At 55.3% G+C, this 24,287-nt stretch carries 27 protein-coding genes and 1 pseudogene; 12 read left to right on the forward strand and 16 right to left on the reverse strand.

What is annotated here, in order from left to right:
* Positions 1 to 88 precede the first annotated feature (88 nt).
* The 12 genes and pseudogenes from K3J57_RS15240 (at position 89) to K3J57_RS15295 (ending at position 8,066) form a co-directional block, all read left to right on the forward strand.
* Positions 89 to 1,033, forward strand: coding sequence for an RHS repeat-associated core domain-containing protein (locus K3J57_RS15240; protein WP_259797933.1), 945 nt, complete (start codon positions 89 to 91; stop codon positions 1,031 to 1,033).
* A gap of 11 nt (positions 1,034 to 1,044) precedes the next feature.
* Positions 1,045 to 1,764 carry a hypothetical protein gene (locus tag K3J57_RS15245; RefSeq protein ID WP_259795157.1) on the forward strand — a complete coding sequence of 240 codons (720 nt, stop codon included), beginning with the start codon at positions 1,045 to 1,047 and terminating at the stop codon, positions 1,762 to 1,764.
* 346 nt (positions 1,765 to 2,110) lie between these two features.
* Positions 2,111 to 2,308: pseudogene (locus tag K3J57_RS16095) on the forward strand (RHS repeat-associated core domain-containing protein); the annotation flags it as partial.
* Positions 2,303 to 3,013: an HYD1 signature containing ADP-ribosyltransferase family protein gene (locus K3J57_RS16100; protein ID WP_375542850.1), complete on the forward strand. Its 711-nt coding sequence runs from the start codon at positions 2,303 to 2,305 to the stop codon at positions 3,011 to 3,013. The pseudogene K3J57_RS16095 and the gene K3J57_RS16100, both read left to right, overlap by 6 nt.
* A 4-nt stretch (positions 3,014 to 3,017) precedes the next feature.
* The gene (locus K3J57_RS15260) at positions 3,018 to 3,308 is read left to right on the forward strand and encodes a DUF6881 domain-containing protein (protein ID WP_259795158.1); all 291 of its coding nucleotides are present in this window, start codon (positions 3,018 to 3,020) and stop codon (positions 3,306 to 3,308) included.
* A 92-nt stretch (positions 3,309 to 3,400) separates the two neighbouring features.
* A complete protein-coding gene (locus K3J57_RS15265) occupies positions 3,401 to 4,312 on the forward strand; it encodes an RHS repeat-associated core domain-containing protein (protein ID WP_259795159.1) in 912 nt (303 codons plus the stop codon).
* The gene (locus tag K3J57_RS15270) at positions 4,305 to 5,084 is read left to right on the forward strand and encodes a hypothetical protein (RefSeq protein ID WP_259795161.1); all 780 of its coding nucleotides are present in this window, start codon (positions 4,305 to 4,307) and stop codon (positions 5,082 to 5,084) included. The genes K3J57_RS15265 and K3J57_RS15270 overlap by 8 nt, the downstream gene beginning before the upstream one ends.
* 233 nt (positions 5,085 to 5,317) lie before the next feature.
* Positions 5,318 to 5,794 (forward strand): Imm26 family immunity protein, encoded by a 477-nt coding sequence (locus K3J57_RS15275; RefSeq protein WP_259795162.1) that lies wholly within the window; start codon positions 5,318 to 5,320, stop codon positions 5,792 to 5,794.
* 180 nt (positions 5,795 to 5,974) lie between these two features.
* Positions 5,975 to 6,460 carry a hypothetical protein gene (locus tag K3J57_RS15280; protein ID WP_259797935.1) on the forward strand — a complete coding sequence of 162 codons (486 nt, stop codon included), beginning with the start codon at positions 5,975 to 5,977 and terminating at the stop codon, positions 6,458 to 6,460.
* A gap of 42 nt (positions 6,461 to 6,502) precedes the next feature.
* Entirely contained in the window at positions 6,503 to 6,838 is a 336-nt protein-coding gene (locus K3J57_RS15285) for a DUF6572 domain-containing protein (protein ID WP_259797937.1), read from the forward strand.
* A gap of 8 nt (positions 6,839 to 6,846) precedes the next feature.
* Positions 6,847 to 7,425 (forward strand): DUF1851 domain-containing protein, encoded by a 579-nt coding sequence (locus K3J57_RS15290; RefSeq protein ID WP_259797938.1) that lies wholly within the window; start codon positions 6,847 to 6,849, stop codon positions 7,423 to 7,425.
* Between the two features lie 44 nt (positions 7,426 to 7,469).
* Positions 7,470 to 8,066: a hypothetical protein gene (locus tag K3J57_RS15295; protein WP_259797940.1), complete on the forward strand. Its 597-nt coding sequence runs from the start codon at positions 7,470 to 7,472 to the stop codon at positions 8,064 to 8,066.
* Positions 8,067 to 8,241: 175 nt separating this feature from the next.
* On the opposite strand, the gene K3J57_RS15300 is transcribed toward K3J57_RS15295, so the two are convergent.
* From K3J57_RS15300 to K3J57_RS15375, 16 genes are all read right to left on the reverse strand, one after another.
* Positions 8,242 to 8,997 (reverse strand): beta/alpha barrel domain-containing protein, encoded by a 756-nt coding sequence (locus tag K3J57_RS15300; protein WP_259797943.1) that lies wholly within the window; start codon positions 8,995 to 8,997, stop codon positions 8,242 to 8,244.
* Complete coding sequence (gene trpD, locus K3J57_RS15305; RefSeq protein ID WP_259797945.1) at positions 8,994 to 10,076, reverse strand: anthranilate phosphoribosyltransferase; 1,083 nt, start codon at positions 10,074 to 10,076, stop codon at positions 8,994 to 8,996. Before trpD ends, K3J57_RS15300 begins: the two co-directional genes overlap by 4 nt.
* A 32-nt stretch (positions 10,077 to 10,108) precedes the next feature.
* Positions 10,109 to 10,360 (reverse strand): acyl carrier protein, encoded by a 252-nt coding sequence (locus K3J57_RS15310; RefSeq protein WP_259775081.1) that lies wholly within the window; start codon positions 10,358 to 10,360, stop codon positions 10,109 to 10,111.
* A 63-nt stretch (positions 10,361 to 10,423) separates the two neighbouring features.
* Entirely contained in the window at positions 10,424 to 12,013 is a 1,590-nt protein-coding gene (locus K3J57_RS15315; RefSeq protein ID WP_259797946.1) for an AMP-binding protein, read from the reverse strand.
* A gap of 28 nt (positions 12,014 to 12,041) precedes the next feature.
* Complete coding sequence (locus K3J57_RS15320) at positions 12,042 to 13,223, reverse strand: acyl-CoA dehydrogenase family protein (RefSeq protein ID WP_259797947.1); 1,182 nt, start codon at positions 13,221 to 13,223, stop codon at positions 12,042 to 12,044.
* A complete protein-coding gene (locus K3J57_RS15325) occupies positions 13,214 to 14,458 on the reverse strand; it encodes a beta-ketoacyl-[acyl-carrier-protein] synthase family protein (RefSeq protein ID WP_259797948.1) in 1,245 nt (414 codons plus the stop codon). Before K3J57_RS15325 ends, K3J57_RS15320 begins: the two co-directional genes overlap by 10 nt.
* Positions 14,458 to 15,336 (reverse strand): beta-ketoacyl synthase N-terminal-like domain-containing protein, encoded by an 879-nt coding sequence (locus tag K3J57_RS15330; RefSeq protein WP_259797951.1) that lies wholly within the window; start codon positions 15,334 to 15,336, stop codon positions 14,458 to 14,460. The genes K3J57_RS15325 and K3J57_RS15330 overlap by 1 nt, the downstream gene beginning before the upstream one ends.
* A 46-nt stretch (positions 15,337 to 15,382) precedes the next feature.
* Complete coding sequence (locus tag K3J57_RS15335) at positions 15,383 to 15,763, reverse strand: ectoine synthase (protein WP_259775076.1); 381 nt, start codon at positions 15,761 to 15,763, stop codon at positions 15,383 to 15,385.
* Positions 15,764 to 16,113: 350 nt separating this feature from the next.
* Complete coding sequence (locus tag K3J57_RS15340) at positions 16,114 to 16,860, reverse strand: transglutaminase-like domain-containing protein (RefSeq protein WP_259787267.1); 747 nt, start codon at positions 16,858 to 16,860, stop codon at positions 16,114 to 16,116.
* Between the two features lie 2 nt (positions 16,861 to 16,862).
* Entirely contained in the window at positions 16,863 to 18,107 is a 1,245-nt protein-coding gene (locus K3J57_RS15345) for a sensor histidine kinase (RefSeq protein WP_259787268.1), read from the reverse strand.
* A 59-nt stretch (positions 18,108 to 18,166) separates the two neighbouring features.
* Complete coding sequence (locus K3J57_RS15350; RefSeq protein WP_259787269.1) at positions 18,167 to 18,889, reverse strand: response regulator transcription factor; 723 nt, start codon at positions 18,887 to 18,889, stop codon at positions 18,167 to 18,169.
* A 75-nt stretch (positions 18,890 to 18,964) separates the two neighbouring features.
* A complete protein-coding gene (locus tag K3J57_RS15355; protein WP_259797952.1) occupies positions 18,965 to 20,407 on the reverse strand; it encodes a hypothetical protein in 1,443 nt (480 codons plus the stop codon).
* 73 nt (positions 20,408 to 20,480) lie between these two features.
* Complete coding sequence (locus K3J57_RS15360) at positions 20,481 to 21,272, reverse strand: outer membrane lipoprotein-sorting protein (protein WP_259787272.1); 792 nt, start codon at positions 21,270 to 21,272, stop codon at positions 20,481 to 20,483.
* A gap of 65 nt (positions 21,273 to 21,337) precedes the next feature.
* Positions 21,338 to 22,720, reverse strand: a complete 1,383-nt coding sequence (locus K3J57_RS15365) for an ABC transporter permease (protein ID WP_259795197.1) — start codon at positions 22,718 to 22,720, stop codon at positions 21,338 to 21,340.
* Between the two features lie 6 nt (positions 22,721 to 22,726).
* Positions 22,727 to 23,371, reverse strand: a complete 645-nt coding sequence (locus K3J57_RS15370) for an ABC transporter ATP-binding protein (protein WP_375542851.1) — start codon at positions 23,369 to 23,371, stop codon at positions 22,727 to 22,729.
* Between the two features lie 460 nt (positions 23,372 to 23,831).
* A complete protein-coding gene (locus K3J57_RS15375) occupies positions 23,832 to 24,266 on the reverse strand; it encodes an anthrone oxygenase family protein (protein ID WP_259797954.1) in 435 nt (144 codons plus the stop codon).
* Positions 24,267 to 24,287 lie beyond the last annotated feature (21 nt).

The raw sequence follows: 24,287 nt of genomic DNA on the forward strand, positions 1-24,287 counted from the left end.
CGCGCTGCGCTGGCTGCGGGCGTTCAGCGGGGCAGGGGTCCACTGGACCCCTGCCTGATCCGCTTCACTCCCCTTCGGTGAAACCTGGGTGGAGGAGCACAGCAACCGTCAACGCACGCCTTACCTGTTCACAGGTAAAGAGCTGGATGAAGACGTCCAACTCTACTACTTCGGCGCGCGCTACTACGATCCGCGGACGTCTGTCTGGCAAAGCCCGGATCCGATTTTGGCGAGCTATTTGAAAGGTGAGCGAGGTGGCGAGGGCGTATTTACTCCAGAAAATCTAAGCCTGTATGCCTACAGCCATAATAGACCGGTAGTAATGATTGATCCGGATGGGAATGCAGCACAAGCCTGTGCGATTCCACCGATCACCGGCGCCTGTGTGAGTGCTGTTGCAGCGGCTGGAAAGGGCTTGAGCTGGGTAGTTTCCGCGCTTGGCCTAGGTTATCTGGCCAACGAGGCGCTGACGAACTCAGGGCCTGCGCCGGGTGACTTGGCTGATATGGCACAGGTTTCGGAGGCTGGAGCTATCGCTAATGCCGTATTGCAACGTACAAGCTTTAGAGAAATGAAATTGGCGTTCATCGACACCGCAGCTGGGCAGGAAGCAACGCGCAATAATCAAAAGTACATTCTTATCCCTGAAGCGGTCATACCCGATATCGCGGCAGCTGACGCGCGGGGTATGGCAGACGGCCATGGAAATGTATTGACATGGGATCCGCGTGGAACGCTTGACGGCCAAAACAGCGCAGCGAGACGGCGCGCAGCGCTCAGTGGACAATCCTACCCGGTTGGCAGTTATGTCACGCTCGACAACCAGCTAAGACCATCTTCATACGAAGAATATCCCTTTGCGGCCACACTTCAGGGCGGAGCTGGCGCGCATGTTGAAAAGGTTCCACTTTGGCAGCAGTTTGTACAAGGTGGACTGATTAGAGGGGCGTGTGCTGTGCAAAACTGTCAAGCTGGAGACACAGTTCATGTTTATATTGTCCCGGGGAATGTCTACACTCCTCCGCCTGAATAGGGGCTACTGACATGGAATTTACCGAGGATGACATCAAAAGGAGGGCGGCAGATTTCCTGCCGCTCTTGGAGGATTTTAAAGCTGCGCATGAAGCCAATGGGTCACTTGTGGTTCCATACATGAAGCGGGGCCGCAAACAAAGAAACTACTTCGAACACTTGGAAGGTTTAGGGATAGTTCTGCCTTTAGACCTGTGCGCGCTCTATTATCTGTTTGACGGACCTGATCTGCCTAATAAAGTTTCCCAATGGCAAGGTTGCTTATTTTTGGATTTCGCATGGGTGCCGATACGGGGAATTTGGCTTATGGCAAATTCTATAAAAGGCCAGAATAAGTCACTTGGACCCAATTTGGTAAGCTTCTCTCATTCTCAGGATACAAAATGGTGTCCGCTTCGTATGTATTTTCACACAGAATTACCAACTCACCCGAGCCAACTCAAATTTGGAGCCTATTTCCAGTTAAGTGTTCCAGAAGAAGAACGCGAATACCTAACGGCGTTTGACAATGTGGAGGGCATGCTCAAAGCTTGCACCCAAGCACTTCGTAAGGGTCTGATAGAATATGGAGTCGACTATGTTCGGTACGATCCAAAGGAGTTTTGGTCAATCGCTCAAGAATTCAACCCAAATTCGGACTACTGGCCAAAACTTTTGGAAGGTGAATTAGACTGGGCCGAACGTGCTGAAACGTGGTATGCGGATTATCAACGCAGTAAAGCGGAGTACTAAAACAACTCTGCATAACGCAAGAAGAACGCATCTTCTACTTCTCCCACCCCGATCACCTCGGCTCGCCCTGCTATGGGACGGATATCGACGGTCCTGTGCTGCGCACGTTCGCATGGGGGAGTGATCCCCGGGATCACGCCCTGATCCATCCTCATCCAACACGTAGGCCCTCCGCCGCGCTGCGCTGGCTGCGGGCGTTCAGCGGGGCAGGGGCCTCTGGACCACCGCCTGATCCGCTTCTCTCCCCTTCGGTGAAACCTGGGTGGAGGAGCATTCCAACCGCCAACGCACGCGTTCGACGGCGTGAACGTCCCCCGGACGTTCCCTTGCTCCGCCTCACCTCTTCACCGGTAAAGAGCTCGACGAAGACGTCCAACTCTACTACTTCGGCGCGCGGTATTATGATCCCCGGACGTCTGTCTGGCAGTCGCCGGATCCGATTTTGGCGGAGTATTTGAACGGGAAGCGTTCCGGCGAAGGTGTGTTCACTCCGGTAAATCTCAACCTGTTTGGATATAGTCATCAAAGACCGGTTATCATGCTGGATCCGGACGGTAATGAAGTCGGTCGTATTGACTATGACCGCATCCTTGCGACAACGGCGGCAGGCGCTGCCGGAGGCGCAGCTATCGGAGGAACTGCGGGTGCAGTGTGCACCGTTGGTGCTGTCGTTTGCTCTCCTGCTGGTGCAGGTGCAGGGGCCCTAATTGGTGGTGCACTTGGCTATGTTGCTGGTGTTGGCACAGAGATCATCGAAGAAACTTCTCCATACGTTGTCGCAGGTGCGCAATGGGCAGGTGATCAAGTTAAAGGTCTTTGGAACGCAATTACCGGCAGCTCAGAGCAGACCCAGACTCAAGCGGTTCCCACTTCAATGGCGGATGTTGATGCGGACACGATGCGGGGTCGTACGATCATGTTCCATTACACCGATGACGCGGGACTGGTTGGAATTCTTGGATCTCAAACATTGCTGCCTTCGACCAAGGCTGCAAACCCGAACGACGCATTTTATGGGGATGGTCAGTACGTGTCTGACATTGTTCCGGGAACTCGCACGAATGCCCAACTGTCTAGAACATTCGTTGGCATGCCGTTCCAAGGTTCAAGGTTTAAGAATTTTGTCGCGATTGATGTGACAGGCTTGCCTGTCGTAAATGGGCGCCCACATGTATACGTCATCCCTAACGAAGGACCACTTCCGCTAGCCGGGCGGATCATTGCAGCTGGTCCCAACGGTTTGGAATGAACAAATGTACTATCTGAAAATTACCTACAAACAGGATTTCGACAGCATGTCCCGCGTGCAGTATTGCGAAATTGGTGATGACCTTTATGCAATGCGATGTATTGAAGAATTAAGAAATGGCCAGTTTGGGTGTGCCTCACAGGAACACCCAACGGGTACCAACGGAGTCGTCTTGCCGGAAGGTGTGTTCCCTGAGAAAGACGCGTTGTGGAGTTCAGAGGGTGAGTTCACTGCAGAGGAGATTTCGCGTGATGAGTTTTATGACGTCTGGGTCCGCGTCGCTGTGAACAGTTGAAAGCTTAGATGTTCGCGCGTCCCAGCGACAGGTTTCTTGTTTTGAAGCGTCAGTAGATTAATTAGTGAGAGCAAGCTGGCCGCAGGCGTCGGGTGGAAGAACATTCCAACCGCCAACGCACGCCTTACCTGTTCACCGGCAAAGAGCTCGACGAAGACGTCCAACTCTACTACTTCGGCGCGCGGTATTATGATCCGCGGACGTCAGTGTGGCAGTCGCCGGATCCGATTTTGGCGGAGTATTTGCGTGGTTCCCCAGCAGGCGGAATCTATGCGCCACCAAATCTGAATTTGTTCGCATATGTGCATAACCGGCCAGTTCAACTTGTTGACCCTAATGGAGAATCCCCCTTATCGTGGGCCGCAAAAAAAACTCGCTATCGTGAAATTCGACAAGAAGTTACTTCTGCGGTCAGAAACCAAATTACGCGCAGGATGTATTCTCTGGGTGGTCGGAATGTATCTGGAGTAGCTCGTCGAATTGGTGACAATGCGCTTGATGCTGTCGATGTCGCAATGTCAGCCTTGGAAGGGAATTGGTTTGAGTTTTTCTTCGAAATGGTTCCTTATGCGGGTGATGCTTACTCTCTGGGTAAGTTGGCAAAGGTTTCGCCTGAAATTTACCGTCAAGTTACCCGGATTCAGAACCGAATGGATCTTGCGTATGATGCAATTCAAAAACGCTCAAAACTGCGTTCGGCGATGCGTACTCCAAGGGGGAAACAGGCCCACCATTTGATGCCAGTAGACGTTCTCGATAGCCCGGTGGTTCAAGCGGCGCTCGAAGCGGGTTTCGATTTCAATGGAGTTGAAAATGGAATGAATGTTGACGCTCAAGCCGGTTCACATGGACGCAGGACTGGAAGACTTGCGGGGCGACTTGCGGATTTTGCGAGGGACAACCCAAGCTATTCTCCTCAGGAAGCACTATCTTTTGTGAGAGGACTTGTTAGAAGTGAACGGACAAGCATTCGTAGAGCTGGGAATGTAGTTACCAATGAATAGTGATGAACAATGGTATTTACTATCTCCTGATGAAGGAACGATTGCCAGCGGTGGGCATCAGCCCATACATGTGCCCGGATTTCGCAGTACTCAACTCGCAACCTTTTCTGAGCTGGCAAACATGCGAGCACATATCAAGGTGGTAAATTCGATTGAGTTGGAGTTGAAATATCCAGCATATTTCTGCGATGTCATTTTGGATCGCTCGTTGGGGGGCATTTTGTTCTCTCGCGAGACATGGGGTTCATTTAGCGCGAAATTCCAAAAGCTTCTGTCACCCGTCTTCCAGGTGGATTTGTTTCGGCAGAACCAAGCCGGCGAGCGCAGCGGCAATCCAAAAACATATTTTTGGATTGAAGTGAAAGAAGGAAACTCGGATCAGTACCCCTATGATTTTTCACTATCGCGTTTTGATCAGATGGATACCGAAGATCTTCGATGGGTCAGGCAACTTGCAGCGGAAAGAAATCAAACTCGACTTTCCAAGGCTGAACTTCAAGCCGAAGATGTCTCGTATACAAAGCAACAATTGGTTTTCAATTGTGCGGAAGAATTTAAAAAATATAGAAAAAGTTTGCTGTTAGACTTCCAGTCTCTCATTCCGAACCCTCTGGTCGTTCGATCTTCTAATAGCGCAGAAGTGCTATTGGTTGAAAATGAAGTTTGGGCCTCTGGTTTGTTTAAAAACGTTGTTGCCACCCAAAATTCATACGGGATTGTCTTTCACCCTTCGATTGGAAAAATAAGTTTCACTCTTGAGGGCAAGTTATAGATTAAGCAACTAGATCGGGGTTTTGGCCCGGCGGTGTTGGATCGGTCTTCAACCAACAAGGATGCAATTCGCGGACGCGAGCAGCAGCTCATTGATGCAAATGGTGGTGCAGCGTCACAGGGCGGAACATCTGGAAACGCCATTCAGGAGATTGCCAATAGCAACCCGAAACGCGATAGATACTTGGATACTGCGAATTCAGAGTTCGGTCCGATGTAGGAGTAGGAGATAACATGGCTAAGCTCCGTGCTAAGCCGGGTGAAGTATACGAAATCCCCTTATCAGGTGGTAGTTTTGGGTATGTGAAATGCCTACCCTATGGTGAGTATGCCTTTCTGAATTACCAATCCGCTCAGAAGCTAGAGAATGTTGAAGTTCTAGAAAGTGCAGAAACATTGTTTCGCATTTGGGTGATGAACTATGCGTTTAACAAAAATAGTAGCTGGAAACGGATTGGTGTTCTCGAGTTGAACGAAGATGAAAAGCGAGGATCCGACTTTTTCAAGCAAGATCAGCTTTCGGGGAGGCTGACGATATATCACAAATCACTTGACTATCCAGCGGGTTATGAAGAGCGACCGGCTACGTTAGAGGAGTGCCGAGGGTTGGAGCGAGCAGCTGTCTGGAACCCAGAGCATGTTGAGGACCGCCTTTCCGATTATTTTTCGGGTATAGAGAACAAGTGGGTCAAGAGCATGGCCTTAAAATAACCCTACAGTCGCGGGAAAGGTTGGTTTGCCTCGGGAGATGGATAATGCAGCCTCTGGCTACTTCGCGACCAAGGACAAAGACCAAGCAACTAGACTAGAGAGATATTCCGAGGTTCTCCGAGCGGCGATCAATGATACCTTCGGTGCGGGGTTGGAAAAAGAAATTGAAAAATATATGGGATGATTGGCCGTTTGAAGCTGAAGAAAGATCCCTTTCACCAAGAAATTGAAGTGAGCATTCGATTGAGCGTGCGGCAGGAGCCGGGCACACTTAATCGAATTCTAAAATCAATGGGGGCTATACTTCACTACGACGTATATTCTTTCCCACGCTCGTCACCTGGAGCGAACTGGCAATCCGAGAACCTTGCGAGTGTCTATCTTTTTTGTGATGGAAAGGAAGTGGATGCCCAAGAGAAGGTTGACCAAATACAGCTCCGATATCCGCTCGCCACAATTGGGGCAGAGCATGTGAACAGCTTCGCTTCCTTGGTCGCGAAATTGTCCAATGCACTCCAAGCGGAGGCGACTTTAGACGGGCGGGTTGTTGATGCAGATGAAATTGTTCAACACTGTGATGGATTGGCGTCTGAATTGATGGAGCAATGGGGTGAAGAGCCGGGAAGCAAATCACTAAGAGTGCTGATTGAAGAAAACTATTGCTAGATCGTTGCTGGTGATGATCAATGTGTCGGCCTATAAATTGATATGACCATATCCGAAACCGATACCATTGATTTTGTTCAAGTGAACGCAAGTGATCAGCGCGTGAACCTCATTGTCGCGGATCATCTTCCCTGGGAGGGCATCGGTGATGCGGATGATCAGCATATGTATTTGTTGCAGGAGAAGCTGAACTCCTATCTGGCATATGTCGAAACCCGGCAACTGTATTCAGATTATCCTGATGTTGTGGGGTATGATATCAAGCTGCAGGTCTACGGAAAGTTTGACCGTTCCCCCAAAGGGGTGGAATTCTATGCCAGGCTGCGCAGCTTTTTGGAGCAAAGCGGGTATTCGATCGAGTTCATTTTGAAAAGTTGAGAAGCCATTTGTTCGACCGATTTGAAGCGCATTTTAAGGCGGATAACCCCCTGCAAAATATGGGGGGAATAGAGCAGAAATATGCCATCGCCGGCTTTGACGCGCTATTTGCGAAATATTCCGGTTGCTCCTTCAACAAGGGTCTTTATCAGCTTCTGCCGAAGGAGAAGATCCCGGAGTTCACCGCAAGCATCGTCGCGGCTTTCCCAGAGTTTTCAAAGCGGACGATCATTTTTGGATTTGACTGGATGGGTCGGGCGTTCGGAATTGACGGGGCACGGCGCAAAGATGATCAACCTCTGATATTGATGTTTGATCTAAGTGATCGGCGCGCGCTTGAGGTTCCCGAAGATTTTGTCGGGTTCCACAATAATGAACTGGTCGACTATCCTAATGACTCACTCGCCAAAGAGTTTTTTCGTGACTATCTGGCTGCAGGGGGAAAACACCCGGAAGCGGGGCAGGTCTGTGGTTTGGACGTGCCTGCCTTCTTGGGTGGGCAGGAGACGTTCGAAAATATGCACCTGATAGATCTGGATGTTTACTGGCATGTGACTGGGCAACTTATTTCAACCGCATCGGTTTAAGTTGCGATAATGTGTTTCACGGTATCGTTTTGAATTTGGGCAATATGGGAAATCTCTCTGAAAATTGGCGTTCCATGCTTTCGGGTGCGGAGTATGACCAGTACCATTTTACAACACTCTTTTCCGAAGTTTCTCAACCGGAACAGGTTGCCGTCCTGCTGGCAGATTTCTCTGGCGCCGATGAACTCAGGGAACGAATTGAGAAGGCTCTGGAAGCGAAAAGATGTGGCTGGTCAGTAGGCGTAAATGGCCAGGATCTGGCGAACGAAGCGATATCTGAGCTTTCCCGTTTTTTTGCCCATCTTGGGCGTGATGACATTGTAAAATACCTGACCACTGCGGAAGTCCGTGAGGCTAGCAAGGGTGATGTTGAGGTGATCAGACGTCGTGAAGGATATCATCAGTCAGAGATTTCCGGAGAAATCGGTGATGAATTTATTGACCGCTTGTTTGAACAACCAGTTCGTTTCCGACACCTCGAAGAGGCACTGTATGGAATAGACAATGAATACATCATTCCACATTATGTGCTCGCGCCAGCCATTGGGTTTGAGATTGATTTTTCGATGGGGTTTTCCATGTGGCAAGCAGGATATCAAATGGCATTTGATGACGAGAAAATTGTCTACTGCAAGAGGTGATAGCTGACGGTTTTCCGGTGTTCCCAATGCCACCGGCCCGCAAGCAGAACGCATCTTCTACTTCTACCACCCCGATCACCTCGGCTCGCCCGGCTATGTGACCGATATCGATGGCCCAGTGCTGCGCACGTTCGGATGGGGGAGTGATCCCCGGACAGGTGTGTTCCGCCCGGAGTCACATCGGGGTCGGGGCTCTGCTGGCTTCGACATAAAGGCGGGTGGTATCGAATGGGGACAGATCGGGATCAGACAGAAGGGCGGTGCCGATCAAAACGCCATCAAATCCTTTGGATCTTGCGCGCCGGACATCATTCGGGCAGTTCAATCCAGAGGCGCTGATCAGAAGGCCTTTGTGTTGGGCCCTGGCCGTCCCCCACAAGCTGAGGCTGTGCTCAATACCGCCATCATCCGTTTCCTGCTGGCGAATATCGCGGTTATTGATGGCAAGAATGGCCCCTTCCGGAAGCTGCAACCCCTCAAGCTCGGTCACACAAGAAGCTTCGACGAAGGGGGTCAGGCCCTGGTCGAGCGCGTGATTTGCCAGGCGCAGAATATCCTGCTGCCGGATCAGTTTGCAGGTAAGCAAAACCGCCGATGCGCCGGCCCGTTTTGAGATCTCCAGATCTCGAACCGAGGTGATGAAATCCTTGCGCAGAATTGGCAAGCCGGTGCAGGCTATCTCCTCGATCATCTCAACGGAGCCTTTGTGCCAGTGCCCGGTGGTCACCGACAAACAGGGGGCGCCTGCACGGGCATAATCCCGAGCCACATCCGCAACAGACCGACGTGCCAGCAATTGGCCAACTTTGGGTGAGCTTGGTTTGATTTCAGCAATGAGGGGGGCGGGGGCGTTGGTCAGCGCCGCAAAAAACGGCAGGGAGGAGGCCATTCCCCCGGGATCTGTTTTTGCCAAACTCTGTGCCCGTCTCATGATGCGCCCTCCATTTTGGCAATTGCTTTGCCGCGTATCGGTGGGACCGGAGGCAACGGCTCTATCTGCGCGGCAAAGGCGCGGGCCTGTTCCAGTTTTGCATAAGGCGCACCATCTCGCAGACACTCCAGCGCAAGTCGGGTGCCCGCTTCAAGGTCCTGCGCCTGTCCCCCGGCATAAAGGGCTGCACCCGCATTCAGCGCGACGGTCTCGGTGCATTCACGGCCCCCGGCGCCGCGCAGAATGTCAGTCAGGGTCTGGATGTTCTGTTCAAGATTTCCCCCGGCCAAGGCGTCGATCGGACCGGGCTGCAAACCGATTGTGGCCGGGTCGAGTTTCTGGCTGTTGGGTGCATCGGCCCATTGCCAGATATTTGTTCCCGTGCTGAGGAGTTCATCAACACCCTGTTCAGCATGGACCATCAGGGCAGGGATGTTCAGATCGGCCGCAATGCTGCCAATTTGTTCCATCAGTTGTGGCGAGGACGCTCCGATCACATTTGCCCGCACCGCATAAGGGCAGATCAGCGGGCCAAGCGCATTCACGAAACGGCCAATCACCTTGAACCCAAGTGGGAGTGCGGACAGGGCCAGCCGTTTGCAGATCGGCGCATATCGCTGTGGTGCCGCAAAGGCGAGGCCCGTTTCCTTCAGCATCGCGTTGATGGTGCCATCCGATACTGCCCGGGCCAACCCGAGCGCTGCCAGGAGATCACCGGACCCGACAGTGGATGAATAGGCGGAAGAGCCGGATTTCAGAACTGTCCCACCAGCGGCTGCTACTACAAATGCGGCTGTGGTCGAAATGTTGAAGGTGGAACACCCGCCGCCCGTCCCGACAATATTGATGGCATTTTCTGCGGAGGGCAGGGCGATGGGGGGGTAGGTCTCTCGCACAAACCGGACAAAACTTCTCATATATGCCGGATGGGGTGCCGAGGCGGAAAGTGCGGCAAGAATGGCCACGCTTTCCTGCTTGGGGCGAAGGCCCTGATCGGTGACCCGCCAATAGGCCCCCATCGCCTCTTCGCTTACGGGGATGCCTGCGATCAGCGCAGCGGCTGTTTCTTCCGGGGACATGGCCTTCGCTCCTGGGTTTGGGACTGCAGGCGTCAGGCTGCAGCCGTGGATTTCGACGCGATGAAGGCTTCGATCACACCGAGGGTCCGGTAGTTTTCACTGTCCAGCTCGTCCGGGGAAATGGTCAGGTCGAATTCGCCTTCGATATATGCAATCAGCTTGAGAACGCCGAGGCTGTCGATGATCCCGGTTTCGAGCAGTTCCAGGTCGTCGGTCAGCTGTTCGGGGGTAAGGTCCATGGCAAATTCTTCGATGATAAAGCTGCGCAGTGCAGTGAGAGACATGGGGAAAACTCCTTGGGTTAAGGTCTTGAAAAAAGGCTCTGATCCTGGTGAAGGGGAGCAGGGTTAAGCGATATCCTCCATCGCGCGCACCGCGAGCTGTTTGCGGCAGGTCTTGCCATTGGAATTTTTCGGCAAGGGATCGGAAAGGATCTGATAGCGGCGTGGCAAGGATGCAGCTGGCAAATGCGCGGCAAGATGTTTTCGCAGGTCCAGCGTGGTCAGGTCCGGAGCGCCTGCCGTGCTGGAAGAGGCGCTGACCCAGGCATTCAACTCTTTTCCCGCCGCTGTTTCGGTCAGGAAACAGGCGGCCTCTCCCACTCTCGGGTGCGACAGGAGCAGGGTTTCGATCTCGTTCAGATCAACACGGACACCACTGAGTTTGACCATGCTGTCATTGCGCCCGACAAAATGCAGACAGCCGGTTGCGTCCCTGCGCACCTGATCCCCTGAGCGGAAGTAACGTCGGCCTTTGTGATGGACCATCGCACGGGCGGTCAGGGCGGCATTTCCATACCCGCGCATCATTGTCGGGCAGCGGACCCACAGCTCGCCTTCGCATGGGCCGGTCAGGGGGATGCCGGCAGGGTCGATGATCAGATATTCGACATAAGGCAGGGGGGCGCCGAGGGGCAGTGGGGAGGGTGTGGCGTGGCGGGGCACGTCATAGAAAAACGTGTCGTTCGTTTCCGTGCAGCCATAGATATTGATGAACCGGGCATTGGGGAAAAGGTGAAACAGGCGTTGCAGCGTTTTGTCGGGCATGGGTTCGCCGGCAAACAGGACGCAGCGCAGATCAGGACATGTTGTTGTCGCAGCAGACTCTGCCAACAGCTTCAGCGCAGAGGGGGCTGAATGCCAGATGGTGACCTTACAGTCGTGCAACAAGGTCAGAAGACGGGCTCCATTTCGGGCTGCCTGTGCATCGGCAAGCACCAGGTTCGCGCCTGCCATCAGGCTGGCGTAAATATCGAGGAAGGACAGGTCAAAGGCAAACGGGGCATGTGACAACAGGCAGTCACCGGGGTGCAGGTCCAGTTCCTGCACCACCCAATCCTGGAAGACATCCAGCGCACTGGCAGTGATTTCAACCCGTTTGGGTGTGCCGGTTGACCCGGACGTATGAAGAACCGCCGCAAGGGTCTGAGATGGCCCGGTTGTCGGCGGCAGCCCCTTTGATCTCATAGGGTCGGACAGGGTGGAAAGATTGATCAGCAAGGTTCCGGTGGCCTCTGCCCAGCCAAGCAGCTTTGGTGCGGTGACATCGTCCACGATCAATGCCGCCGGATGCAGATCGTCCAGAATATGCAGGAGGCGGGTGCTCGGGTGTGTCGGGTCCAGCGGGGCATAGGCCTGACCCGCGGCCAGCGCGGCCAGAACTGCCGCCAGCCCCGCCGGTGTCTTTTGCGTGCAGATGGCGACAACTTGATCGCAGAGGGGAGAGCAGGCCGGCAATTTTACCGCCAGTTTTGCAACAGTCGCCAGCAGGTCAGGATAGTGGATCGCTTTCCCATCCGCGCCAAAAATCTTGGCATCCGGGGTTGCCAGGATTTCACATTGAAGCTGTTGAAAAAAGGCACCTGGCCCGCTGGTGGGCGAAGGTATCTGATCGGTGTTTCGAGGCGTCAGAGCGGGTGAAATTGCGGTGTCAGGCATGGGGTTCCTCATGTGTCAGGTCTGGGGATCAGAGCCCCAACATGGCAGCGATGCGATTTTTCTGAATGTCGGAGCTGCCGGAATAGATCAGCCCGCCCACAGCATTTCGCAGATGGCTTTCAATCCCGGTCTCCGCCATGTAACCCGCGCCGCCATGCAGCGTGATTGCATCAATCGAATTGGCGACATGGGCTTCGGATATCGCAAGTTTCGCAGCCGAAAATTCCAGTGTGGCCTGCCCGCCCTTGTCCAGCGCAACCACCATGCGAAACAGCCAGTTCCGGGCGGATTGCAGGCGCAGATGCATATCGGCAATCCGATGGGAAATCGCCTGGTATGACCCGATCGGCGCCCCGAATTGTTGCCGCTCCTTGGCATAGGTTATGCAGCGCTCCAACTGCCGACGCATTTCGCCCAGCTGGATGGCAAACACGCTGAGGATCTCCCACCGCATGACATAGTCCAGGATCGAGAAACCCTGCCCCTCGCGCCCGATCAACCGGGTGGCGGGGACCCGGACGTCATCAAGATACAGGTCTGCCATGGGCGCGGTGCGCAACCCCATTTTCTTGCGCGGTTTCCCGATCTGAAACCCTTTGGATTTGCAGTCAACGGCAAAGGCCGAGAACCCTCCCAAGGCACCTTTGGTCGGATGGGTTCGGGCATAGATCACGCAGATATCCGCAATGGGAGCATTGGAAATAAAGCATTTTTCGCCCGACAGGAGGTAATCATCACCCTCACGGACCGCGTAGGTCTTCATTGCAAAGGCATCTGAGCCGCTATGGGGTTCGGTGATCGCATGGGCGCCGACGCGGGCAGCGGATGAGAGATCTTCCATCAATTCGGCACGCAATATGTCACTGCCAAAAATGCGAACGGGCAGGCAGGTACTGCACAGGTGGGTGGCCAGTGAAAATCCGAGGCCCGCATCTTCGCAAAGATATCCAAGATGCTCGAGCACATCTGCCAATTCCGCGACCGACAGATCCAACCCTCCGCTGTTTTCATCATTGATCAGGCTGGTCAGGCCGGCCTGCACCGCGGCCTCCCATCGTGATGGACCAAAATGACCTGCCTGGTCGTCCTGCTGCCAGCCCTCGTTCAGGGCATCTGCCCATTGGTCCAGCCCTTCCAGCAGCGTCTGGACCAGATCCTGTCGATAGGACTGCGCATCATGGGGGACCAGCGGCGTGTGTTTCATGCGCATGAGAGTTCTTTCTGTGCTGAGCGGGGGGCGGGGGCTTCCATGATCATGCTGGCGTTCAGCCCGCCAAACCCAAGTGAGTTTTTCATGGCAATGCGCCCGGTCAGATTGCGGTTCACTCCGGGCAGGGGAAGCGGAAAGCCGGTTTCTTCCGGCGACGGGGTTGTCGCCATCAAAGGGGCCATCCCATGGCGTAAGGCCAGCACCGTGGCCACCGTTTCAACCGCACCGGCCGTGCCCAGAAGATGCCCTGTCGTGCCTTTGGTCGAGCTGATCATCGGGCGCGGTGCCCGACTGTCAAACACCTCTGACAGGGCCTGCACCTCAGCGGCGTCATTCAGCGGTGTTCCGGTGCCATGGCAATTCACGTATGTGACGTCCTGCGCTTTGCAGCCCGCTTGTGTCAGGGCTTGCCGCATTGCACGGATCAGACCATTTGCGTTGGGGCTGGTGATATGATGGCTGTCACTGCTGAGGCCCATGCCCGTAATACGGGCGAGAATGGTGGCGCCGCGTTCTATGGCCAGCGCCTCATCCTCCAGAACCAGCATGGCGGCCCCATCACCGATCATCATGCCCTTTCGAGTCCTGTCAAAGGGGCGGCATATGTCGCGATCCATGGCGCGCAGCGCATTGAACCCGGCGAAATCCGCTTCGCGCATGCGATCAGATCCCCCTGCGATCATTATCGGAGCATCGCCAGTCCGAATGCGCGCAACCGCGTAAGAGATTGCAGCGAGTGATGAAATACAGGCACAGGAAAAGCTGCTGAACGGCCCCTGAAGCCCAAAGGTGGCGTGCAGGATTTCAGCGGCACTGGCCGGGGCCAGCAGAGCGCCCTCTGGCGGTGGGGGGGAACATGTAATGTAATCATCCATCATGCCGCCAGAGGTTGTTGCCAGGGCGCATCCTGCTTGCTGCAGCTGAACAGGGCTGAGCCCGGCCTGCACAATGGCCTCAAGGGCTGCGCTGATCCCGTGCCCGGCACAAAGCAATTGTGCTTCGGTTGGGGCAGTATGGATCAAATCGGCATGCGCCGAGACCCGTGTTTCGCACAGCTGATGCAACGCATCAGGATCGGTCGCAAAGGCCTGTTTGGCCCGGAACCGGCTGGCATCAAACTGGCGTGGCGGCATGGGTGGCTGACCGCCTGAGCGGAGGCACTCCCAAAACTGGGTCTGATTTTCGGCGTCCCGGGTCACGACACCCAGGCCAGTGATCACAACAGATCGTGCCATCAGGTGACCTCATGTTCTTTTTGTGAATACAGAGTGTCCGATGAGGGGGAGCCAGGGGTCATCGAGGCAATCTGTTGATGCAGCGCAACCAATGGGGTGGCACCAAGAAAGTTGACCCCGGCAAATGAGCCCAGAGGGTGCGGTCGTTGGGGTTGGGACAGGATAGGGTGTCGCCCACGGGACCGGGCCGCGCTCTCCTGCTCCAACAGCATCAGCACCATGGCTTCTGCAAAGACGGGCCTTTCGGGAGCACGGGCGCGCTGAGCGAGATGGGTTGTGAGCGGGGGTGCAAAATCCTCATAGGCGGTGACAAGAACCCGGGCGCACCGCCCGTCACGCAGCCAGTCCAGAGCGCATGTCAGCGCATCCGACCCTGCCTGGGATCCACTGACCACGGCAAGGCTTGGTCCCTGAATACCAAACTCGATTGCGGCTGAAGTGATCGGGTAGTTATGGGTGGCCTGTGCAAATCGCACCGCGTCGATGCCGCGCGGACCGAACTCATGCAACCGGCTTTGCATCTGGTACACCTGAGAGCAGCCAAATTGAGACCCGGATACCAGTCCGGTACCCGGGCCTTGCAGCTCCGACACGGGCAGGTCTGCCGCAATTGCAAGGCGCTGGATCATCCGCTCCAGACGATGGGAGAGACGTGTCTGTCGTGCTTTGGCGGCGCGCTCATCCGCCTCGAATTCACTATGATCCAGTCGCAAGATCGCATCGCCCCAAATATCCTGGGGTGTATTCGGTTGCTTCTGAGGCGCTCGGTTGTGAACCGCACCCACATGCGCCATCTCCTGCGTTGCATTCCCTGTGGGAAGGGCACAGGGACGGGGCAGGTCAGCGCAGCTGACGGTGACAACAATGCTGTCCGGCATGGGAAGCAACCTTTGGAAATTTAGGGGCGATGGGAAAATGCAGGGCTTAGTAGGCGGAGCTGTCGTCGCCAAGCGCGTGACGCTCATGCCCTTTAAGCGGGGGGTTGAACACACAGACCAGGCGCATGGTTTTATCCGCCTTCAGCCAATGCTGGTCATGTTTGTCGAGCGCATACATCGTGCCCGGCGTAATCTTGTGCACTTCACCGGTCTGAGTGTCGACGACCTCGCCTTCACCTTCGATGCAATAGCAGGCTTCAAGGTGGTTTTTGTATTCCAGCAAAGATGCGGAACCGGCATCGATGACCGTGTCGGTCAGCGAATAGCCCATATTGTCGCCTTCGATCAGCAGGCGGCGGCTTTTCCCATTGCCCCAGTCCACATCACGCTCAGAATTAGCGATTTTTTCCAGTGAGTTAATAATCATTTCAACCTCATGTCAGTTAGGCTTCAAGAGACTGTTTTATTGGTTCAGTCACCGCTGACATTAGGAGGTTTTCATGTTTTTGAGTTTGTCGAAGTGTTCACAAGTATTTTTCTTGGTGACAGATATTTTTGGTATGTGATGGATTTTTAGAAAAATTTTCGCCAACTTTTAAAGCGTTTCGGTTTTAACCTGACACAGGGCAAAACCGAAACGCGGTAAGAGATATCAATGTTGTGGGCGTTTCGGAATAAACATGTGTGTCAAGTTTATCCCGAAACGCTTTAGTTACGGATTTTGACGAAAAAAAACGCGCCCAGTTGGCGCGTTTCGTTCCTGCTTGAGGTCAGTTTTTACTTTGCGTCCGCAATCAGAGAGCCGGATCTGAATTTTGTATCCGTGGCAAACAGGGCACCATGTTTCTCACGCAGACCGGTCAATAGGAGGTCATAGGGCAAATCCGTGAAAGTGCCATGATCCGCCAGGAATTCCATATATGTCCGCCCCTCACTGTCATAAGCATGATGGACACAGTCCTCGTGGCCGTCGAATTCCAAGGGTGTCATGCCATATAGCTGACAAAGGCGGGCGTTGAAGACCGGCGTGGCTTTCCGCCACTGCCCATCCAGTTTCAAAATCACAAGCGCATGGAAATGAAACACCCGCGTACCCATCATCGCTTCCAACTTGGGAGAGCACAGATGGTTTTTCACATCGGTCAGCCAGATCTTGGAGGGGATACCCACATGGCGCAATGCGGCGGCATAGACGATGGATTTGTGGATGCACAGACCGGTGCGACGGCGCAGGATGGCACTTGCCTTCAGGGCAGGGCGCGCGAAATCGGCATTGTAGATCTCATAAAACAGCCCATCACGCACCGCATAGAACAGTTTCACCGCAAGCGTGCGTGGATCTTCCTGTGCCAGAGCGGTGGCCCTGTCCGGATGACCCACGGCCTTGGCCACAAATTCTGCAATTTCAGGTGAATCGTGATCAAGAAATGCGGTGACGGCCAGACAGGGGTCCGACCAATCCACCTCATGTATCATCGGGGCAGATGACAGGTCTGGTTCGGGTGCGCCATTGTGCAATGTCATGATCAGAACTCCTCCAGCGTCGAACAAAGCGCATCGGGCAGGGTCACACTGATTTCAGTGCCTTCTCCCAGGGTGCTTTCAATGTCGATCCAACCGCCCAGCCCCTGTGCAATCGTGTTGCAAAGATAAAGGCCGATGCCAAATCCCCCCGACGCCCGCCCCCTGCTTTCATCCGCGCGCCAAAATGGCTCCATCAGATATTGGAGATGGTCGGGGGCAATTCCGATACCCTGATCCCGCACCGCAATCCGCAGGTTGCACCCACCTTCCCCGGCGCGATCGAATATCACCTTGATGGGTTTCCCTTCGCCATAACGCACGGCGTTCGACACAAAGTTTTTCAACAAGATGCTGGTAAGGAAACTGTCAAAATAGGCGGTTTTCTGTGTGCAGTTGTTTTCGATCGAGATGTCAGCCCCTTCCGGCGTCAACTCCGCCAGCTGCTCTTGGGCATAGGGTTCTATGTCAATGAATTCGGCCGAACTTTCACCCGCGCTTCGTTTTTCCGCGGCAAGAATGGAGGACAGAAGTTCCTCAACCACCGAGATATCCTTGGAAATTTGCAGTTGCAGGTTGCGATCATCAATCATGTCCTTGCGGACCTTGAGCCGGGCCAGCGGGGTCAGGATTTCATGAGGGATTGCCAGCAGCATGTGGCGGCGGCTTTCGTGGATCCTTTGCAGCTCTGCCACCATCTTGTTGAACCCGGCGGCCAGCGTCCGATATTCCCCAAAGGTCTGATCAAGAGGAATGCGGAACTCCATATCCCCTTCTTCAACCGTGTGAACCCCCTGCGTCAGCACATCAAAGGGCAGGGTCAGGCGCCGGATCAGCAGGTAGATCACAATAATTGCCGTCAGCACCGCCAAAACCACGATGCTGACCAGAAACAGGGCATAGGTTGAAATGCGTTGTCCGAATTGCGGCAGGATGGCCACCATCTCTTCCCGAACCGAGACAGCCGCGTAGTGGTCGCCGAACTGGCGGATGGCGATGCCGTCCTTGTCATTTGCGGCGGCACGATAAAGCTGTGCATATTCCGAGGCGCGCGCCTCATCCGGGGTCATCAGGATCATCGGGGCATCACCGATTACAGGCAGGTCACTTTCAGGCACGAGGGCCTGCACCGCAAACGCATCAAACAGCGCGCGCGCCAGATAGCGGCGGGGGTGTTCATCCGCGACTCGCTGAAGCAGCAGCACCAGCACAGTCGACAGAACCGCCGTCGAGGCCAAGGTTGCGATCAACAGGTAACTGAAGACAGAACGCGAGACGGTCCATGATCTGAGTGAGTTGAAAAACTGGATCATACGCCTTGCTCTACCTTTAACGAATACCCTTGTCCGCGCAGGGTTCTGATAAAATCATCGGTCAGGCCCTGAAGACGGAATTTATGCCGAACCCGGTAAATCACCGTGTCGACGATAGCAGGGTCAGTTTGAGAGGTATAGCCAATGCGATCAAGAATGTCGTTTCGGCTAAGGCATTGTCCGCGCTTATCATTCAGGGCCTGCAGGACCCGCAGTTCAAGCTCTGTCAGATTGACGGTAAAGCCTTGGAAACTTGCGCTGAGATGGGCCTCGGAAAGGGTGAAGCCCGCGGGGTGACGATCAGGAGATGAGAGGGTTTCGCGGGCCAGACCCTGTGCCGGAACGCTCACCCGCCCGCGACGGGTAACGGCCCCGATCCGGGCAACCAATTCGCGCATTTCGGCCGGCTTGGCGATGAAATCATCAAAACCACTTTCCAGGGCCACGATCCTGTCGGTGACATCGGCACGCGCAGTCTGGGCCAGTATCGGAATGTCATTGAAGGGTTTGTTGCTTTGGCGAATGTCGCGGCAAACGGACATCCCGTCCTGACCAGGCAGCATCATATCCAGCACCAATACATCAAACGGCTCGCTCTCCAACCGTGCGAAAGCCTCTTGCGGGGTAAAGGCGAGGTGCAGGTCAATGCCATATTTCGCAAGGCCCTGCTGCATCAGCGGGCCAAGTTCTTGGTCGTCATCCAGGATCAGAACGCGCAAGGTAAGGTCCTCTTGTCTTATGTGAAATCGTTAACTGAGGGGCGGCCAGGCGTCCGGACCGCCAATACACAACCGTCAGAACCGCCAGAGCACAGCCGCCTGAACAGAGGTTTTATTCGGACTGGCGCCATAGACCGACATTTTGTCACCGAATGCATGCATCGCACGCAGGTTCAGGGTTGCGGCCTGGGTGATCGGCACATCCAGCGCAACCTGCCCCAGGCCACTGTCATCTGCCGGGACGTAATAGGCCAGCAGGGACAGGTCCGCGTCACTCCAGATATCGTTCCAGGCCAACCGGGCAAAAAGCTGCTGCCGGGCCAGAGGATCCTGCCTGCGGTTTGCCAGCTGATAAAGCGCACCTGCGGCCGCTCCGTCTGGGCCGCTGGCAGCGGCCAGGGTTTCAATCTGCGCACCTGACAGACCTGCCCCGCTGTAGTGATGTTCAAAGGTCAGGGATATGTCCCGCGCCCCGACCCATTTCTGGGGCAGGGCCCAGTTCAGACCAATCGCACTTTGACCATACCAATTTGTTCCGGCACCCGCCCCCAGACCTGCCCTGAAAGAGGCAGAACCAACACCATTGGCCAGGGCTTCCGAGGCAAGGGACTGGCGCCGTTGCCCCATGGCCTCGGCGTAAAGCACAAGGTTGTCGCCCAGGGTGCCGCTGACTTCGACCCCGAAACCCGGCTCTCCATCAAGCAGCAGGGCATTTGCGGTCACGGACAGGTTGGTGCCAAAATCCGGGGTGATTTTGACAAAGGCAGCCTCGGTCGCGTTTGTCCGGTCCAACCCGAGGCCGATCGTATCCTTGTCCGACCAGATGCTGCCACTGCCCGCCGTGATTTTCGGCCGATAGCCCACCTGCACCAGCGTCCGACCGATGCTGGTGGTGCCGGTGACTGCGACCACACCCAGCCGTTCATTGCGCCGGTCTGCCGCGGCGGCGCTACCGCTTAAAACCAGGCTGTTGTCGCGAAACCAGTCTGTCGGATTAAACCCAATGGCAACCCCGTTACGAAGATTTATCCGACCCAGCCGCAAGCTGGTCTGGTCATCAAACGCAACGCTCAGGGCCAGCTCTTGCACATCTATGTTGAAATCATCTCCAAAATGAAACCGTTGCCCCTCGGTCCAGTCGGCCCGGGCGCGCAGATTATAGTCCAGGCTGATGGCCTGCCCCAAGGAACGGGAGCCGAAGTAATGGACCTGCTGGCGCAGAGAAAAGCTGCTGTCACCGTCACGGGAGTGATTGGAAAACAGGCGGCTCTCCAGTTCCAGGGTGGCATTTTCCCCAATGCTGAATGAGGAGGGGGACAGGTCGGCAGTGGCCGCATCAGATGGTGGAAGATCGTAAGGATCCGCTGGCACAGGCTGGGTCGTGCCCTCAACCTGCGTGACGTCTTCGGTCTGCGCACCGGGAAGATCAGGTGGCATGTCATAGCCCTGCGCAAAGGAGGGCAGGCCGATGGCGAGGGTGGTCACTGCGACGACGGAGAGGTTCAGGACAAGATGCATAAGGCAAGCTCCTGCTCGGTGGATGAGATAGAAAGAATGGGCCATGCCCCGCTACGGGACAGGCCCCGATGTGTTACGCCCGGAAATTCGGCAGCCACTCCTTGTTGAACCAGCTGGACGGAATATCCTGCGCACGATATTTGCTCATGGTCATCACCGTGACCTTGTTGGGATCAAACCCATCCGCAATCACGATTTCCGTGGGCCGCTTGGTGCCCATCTGAGATTTGAATTTGCGATACCATGCGACTTTGATCAGCTTGCCGCTTTTGGTGAAATACTTGCCCTTGACCGGCTGGTTTGACGATGCATCCACCCAGAATTCCACCGCACTATATGGGGCAGAGCTTGCGGATTGTGTCAGCATGAGCTTGGTGCAACTGCGCTCTTTGCGGTCGCCATCCACAACCGTCTCTTGGCCGGCCAGACGCACGGAATAATCACCCACGAGGTTCGAGCTGACAACATCGCCGTTTGAGGCATTCCCCAAGAGGCGCTGGCGCGGCGAAATCCTCACCGAGGCTTTCGAAGCGGGGTCATAAAGCCAAAGGATGTTGCCATTGCGCAGCAGGATTTTACCCCGGTCAGCTGCGGGGCTGTCGATGTGAACAAGTGTTTGAAACTGCGCGCCCGTGGGACGGGAATAGGTGGTGACCTTGGTCTTTTCCTTGGCGCGACCCCGTTCATAATTCACAAGATTGACATCCACCACAAACGAGGTTTGCGGATTGCGGATTGCATCCGCTTTTTTCAAGATTGCAGTGGCATCCCCGGCAGCCAGGGCAGATAAGGGCACTCCGCTCAGGCCGGCCGTGGCAAGGCTGCCCAGCATCAACTGGCCAAAGGTGCGACGATCAAGGGTCATGACGATTATCCTTTTATTGAAAGGTGAGAACAGGGATGCTCGGGGCGCGTGAAGCGCCCCAAGGATCAGGCGCGTTGCAGGCTTTCCACGATGTTCAGGCGGGCCGCCTTGTAGGTCGGGAAAACAGCCGCCAGCACCGCGATGATCACCAATGCCAGGGCCACTCCGATCGCAAAGACCGGGTTTTCAAGCACCATCAGCTGCACTGTCAGGGGCGTTGCATTGGACGGCGGGGTCCATTGAAGGCCCGCGGCATTGATGAGATTGGACAGGAGCACCGCCGCCACCACCGCAATCACCGCCCCAATCAGGCCAATCAGGGTGCTTTCGGCCAGGAACAGCGCACGGACAAATCCCTTGCGGAAGCCAAGCGCACGGATCGTGCCGATTTCTTTCACCCGCTCCACCACGGTCATCGAAACAGTGTTGACGATGGTAAAGACGATCACAATGGCGAGCACAAAGGACACGACGATGAACATGAAGGTAAACATGCCAAAGATACGGTCGAAAGTCGGATCCACCTCAGTGAAATGGTAGACCGACAGATCATACCCGTTGTTCTTGATCACCTGCGCCACACGGGCCTTTACAAGCTCAGCCTGATTGGGGTCCGCCAGCTGTAGCATCAGCGTGGTGGCTTCCTGGCTGTCGCCATACAGAAGCGCGCGGGCCTGTTCGAAATGCATCATTACAAATGCATTGTCGATGGCACGGATGGATTGCGCGCGGGCATCTGATACGCTGACGCGGGCGATGTTCGGCACCCCGGCAGAGGTGGCGGCCATCACGTTCAACTGAGGCGCTTCGGTTTGCGCATTCTGACTGCTGAGCTCCCCTTCGGCGGCAACAAGATCAGAAAAATCCTGCTCGACGCTGGCAAGCTCCTCTTCAGACACGGGCGCGTCCTGACAGTTCGGCACATTCAATGCGCCGCACAACCCCATCATGCGCGCCATGCCAAGGCCCAGGATCACCGACCCCCGGTCGCTGGAATTCAGCCCTGTGCTCGGGGCAATCTGGCCGATATTCCATCCATCCCATTTCCGCATCGTATCAACCTGATCAGGCAGAATGCCGGTGCCAATGAAGGTTTTGGAGTTTCCGGTGGCGGCATTCCCGGCAACCCCCGCAAGGTCGATGCGGGGGGTGATCATGATCAGCTGTTCCGCCAGAACCGGATCCGAGGCGAGGCGGGCCGCCACCTGATCCCAGTTCTCGATCGTATATAGGTCGGGATTGGCCGCACCGAACTCCAGAAATCCATTGCGATAAATCTGCAGGTTTCCCTGTTCCTGGATCATCGAGGTCTGCACCCCGAACCAGATCGACGTGACAAACCCACCAAACAGCAGTGCCGCCATGCCGCCAACACCGATGGCAAGTGCGGTCGTCAGGGAGCGCCGGGCATTTTTGATGACGTTGCGGAGGGCAATTTTCCAGATCATCTGATGTTACTCCTGTCCGGGTTGAGGGACGGTCATGCCGTCGACAAGGTGGATCACCTGCGCATCCGGGGCGATCAGCTCGGTATCATGGGTGCAGATCAGCACGCTGGTGGCATGGTCACGCTGCACGCGTTCCAGCAGGGCAACGATGTCACGCGAGGTCTTGCTGTCGAGGTTGGCCGTCGGTTCATCTGCGATGACCAATGTGGGTTCGGTGACCAGCGCACGGGCAATGGCCACACGCTGGCGCTGCCCCCCGGAGATTTCGCCGGGACGACGTTCCACCAGATCCCCCAGGCCCACGGCATCCAGATATTCCATCGCCTTGGCTTTACGTGCGCTGGCTGGCATCCGGCGATTCATAAGGGGGAATTCAACATTTTCACGCAGGCTGAGCACCGGGATCAGATTGAAGCTCTGAAAGACAAAACCGATATGCTTGGCGCGAAAATCCGCTGCGGCTTGGTCTGACAATGTGCTCACGTCCTGCCCGAGAATTTCCAGCGTTCCGCTGCTGGGTGCATCCAGAAGGCCGAGAATGTTCAGCAGCGTGGATTTCCCGCTGCCAGAAGGGCCGGTCAGGAAGGTTGTTGTGGCGCGTTCGATTTCACCGCTGACATCACGCAAAGCCGGAACCTCAACGCTGTCCATGCGGAAGATACGCGAGATATTGTTGAAGCGAACAACAGATTGTGCAGATGCCCGCAGGGCCTGCTGGCCCGGCACCGGGCTGCTGCCAAATGCGATTGAAGAATGAACCGTATTCATGTTTGCAATCCTTTGGGTTGAATTTCGATCTTGCTTTAGGGTGAAAGACCAACCGTCGGATTTCAAACGACAAAGAATGCAAATAAAACGCGCAATCCGAATGATATAATTATGAATATGTCGGCTTGTGACAGGCGCTTCATGTAGGATCATACAGACGCCATATTTCGCCATGTAGGGAAAATCCCCCTCGGTCGTTCCAAAAACGGGCGCGGTTGGCAAGATCACATTCTGGGCGCAACTGAGGCACCACGATCGGCGGGGGGCTCACGCAGAAATTCTCAGGAAGGCAGGAGGTCTGGCCCGCGCTGTCGCCACACCACCGGGAACCGCTTTATTGATGTCAACGCTGTTCGGGTGAAGGTGTCCGGGGTCTTGGCAGGAAATACATGGCAAGACCGGACAACAGCAAAGCCAGCAGAGCCATGGTCGCCCTGACGGTGTTCCAGAAGGTCCAGCTTGCCCGGTATTGTTCCCAGATACCCGGAGCGTCCTCCAGTGGGATTTCGCTGGGCACCAATGCCTCAAGCGCATGGTTGAGGGGAACATTGATGCCAACTGTCGGAAGGAATGAGCCGAAAAAATAGACGATTACAGCGGCCAGCAACAAAAGTGCAGACCACCGGCGCCGGGTGAAGAAGAGTGCGATGGCACAGCAAAATGTGATGATCGGCGTAAACAGGAATGTCACCAGAAAAACCGCGTTGCGTGTTCCCTGATTGAGCAACTGCATGGCATGGATGGCCTGAAGCTCGGGCAGGGCATCCAACCCAATCATGACCGATACCGAATAGGCATA

Source organism: Aliiroseovarius crassostreae, assembly GCF_025137635.1.
In the GTDB taxonomy this organism is placed as follows: Bacteria; Pseudomonadota; Alphaproteobacteria; order Rhodobacterales; family Rhodobacteraceae; genus Aliiroseovarius; species Aliiroseovarius crassostreae.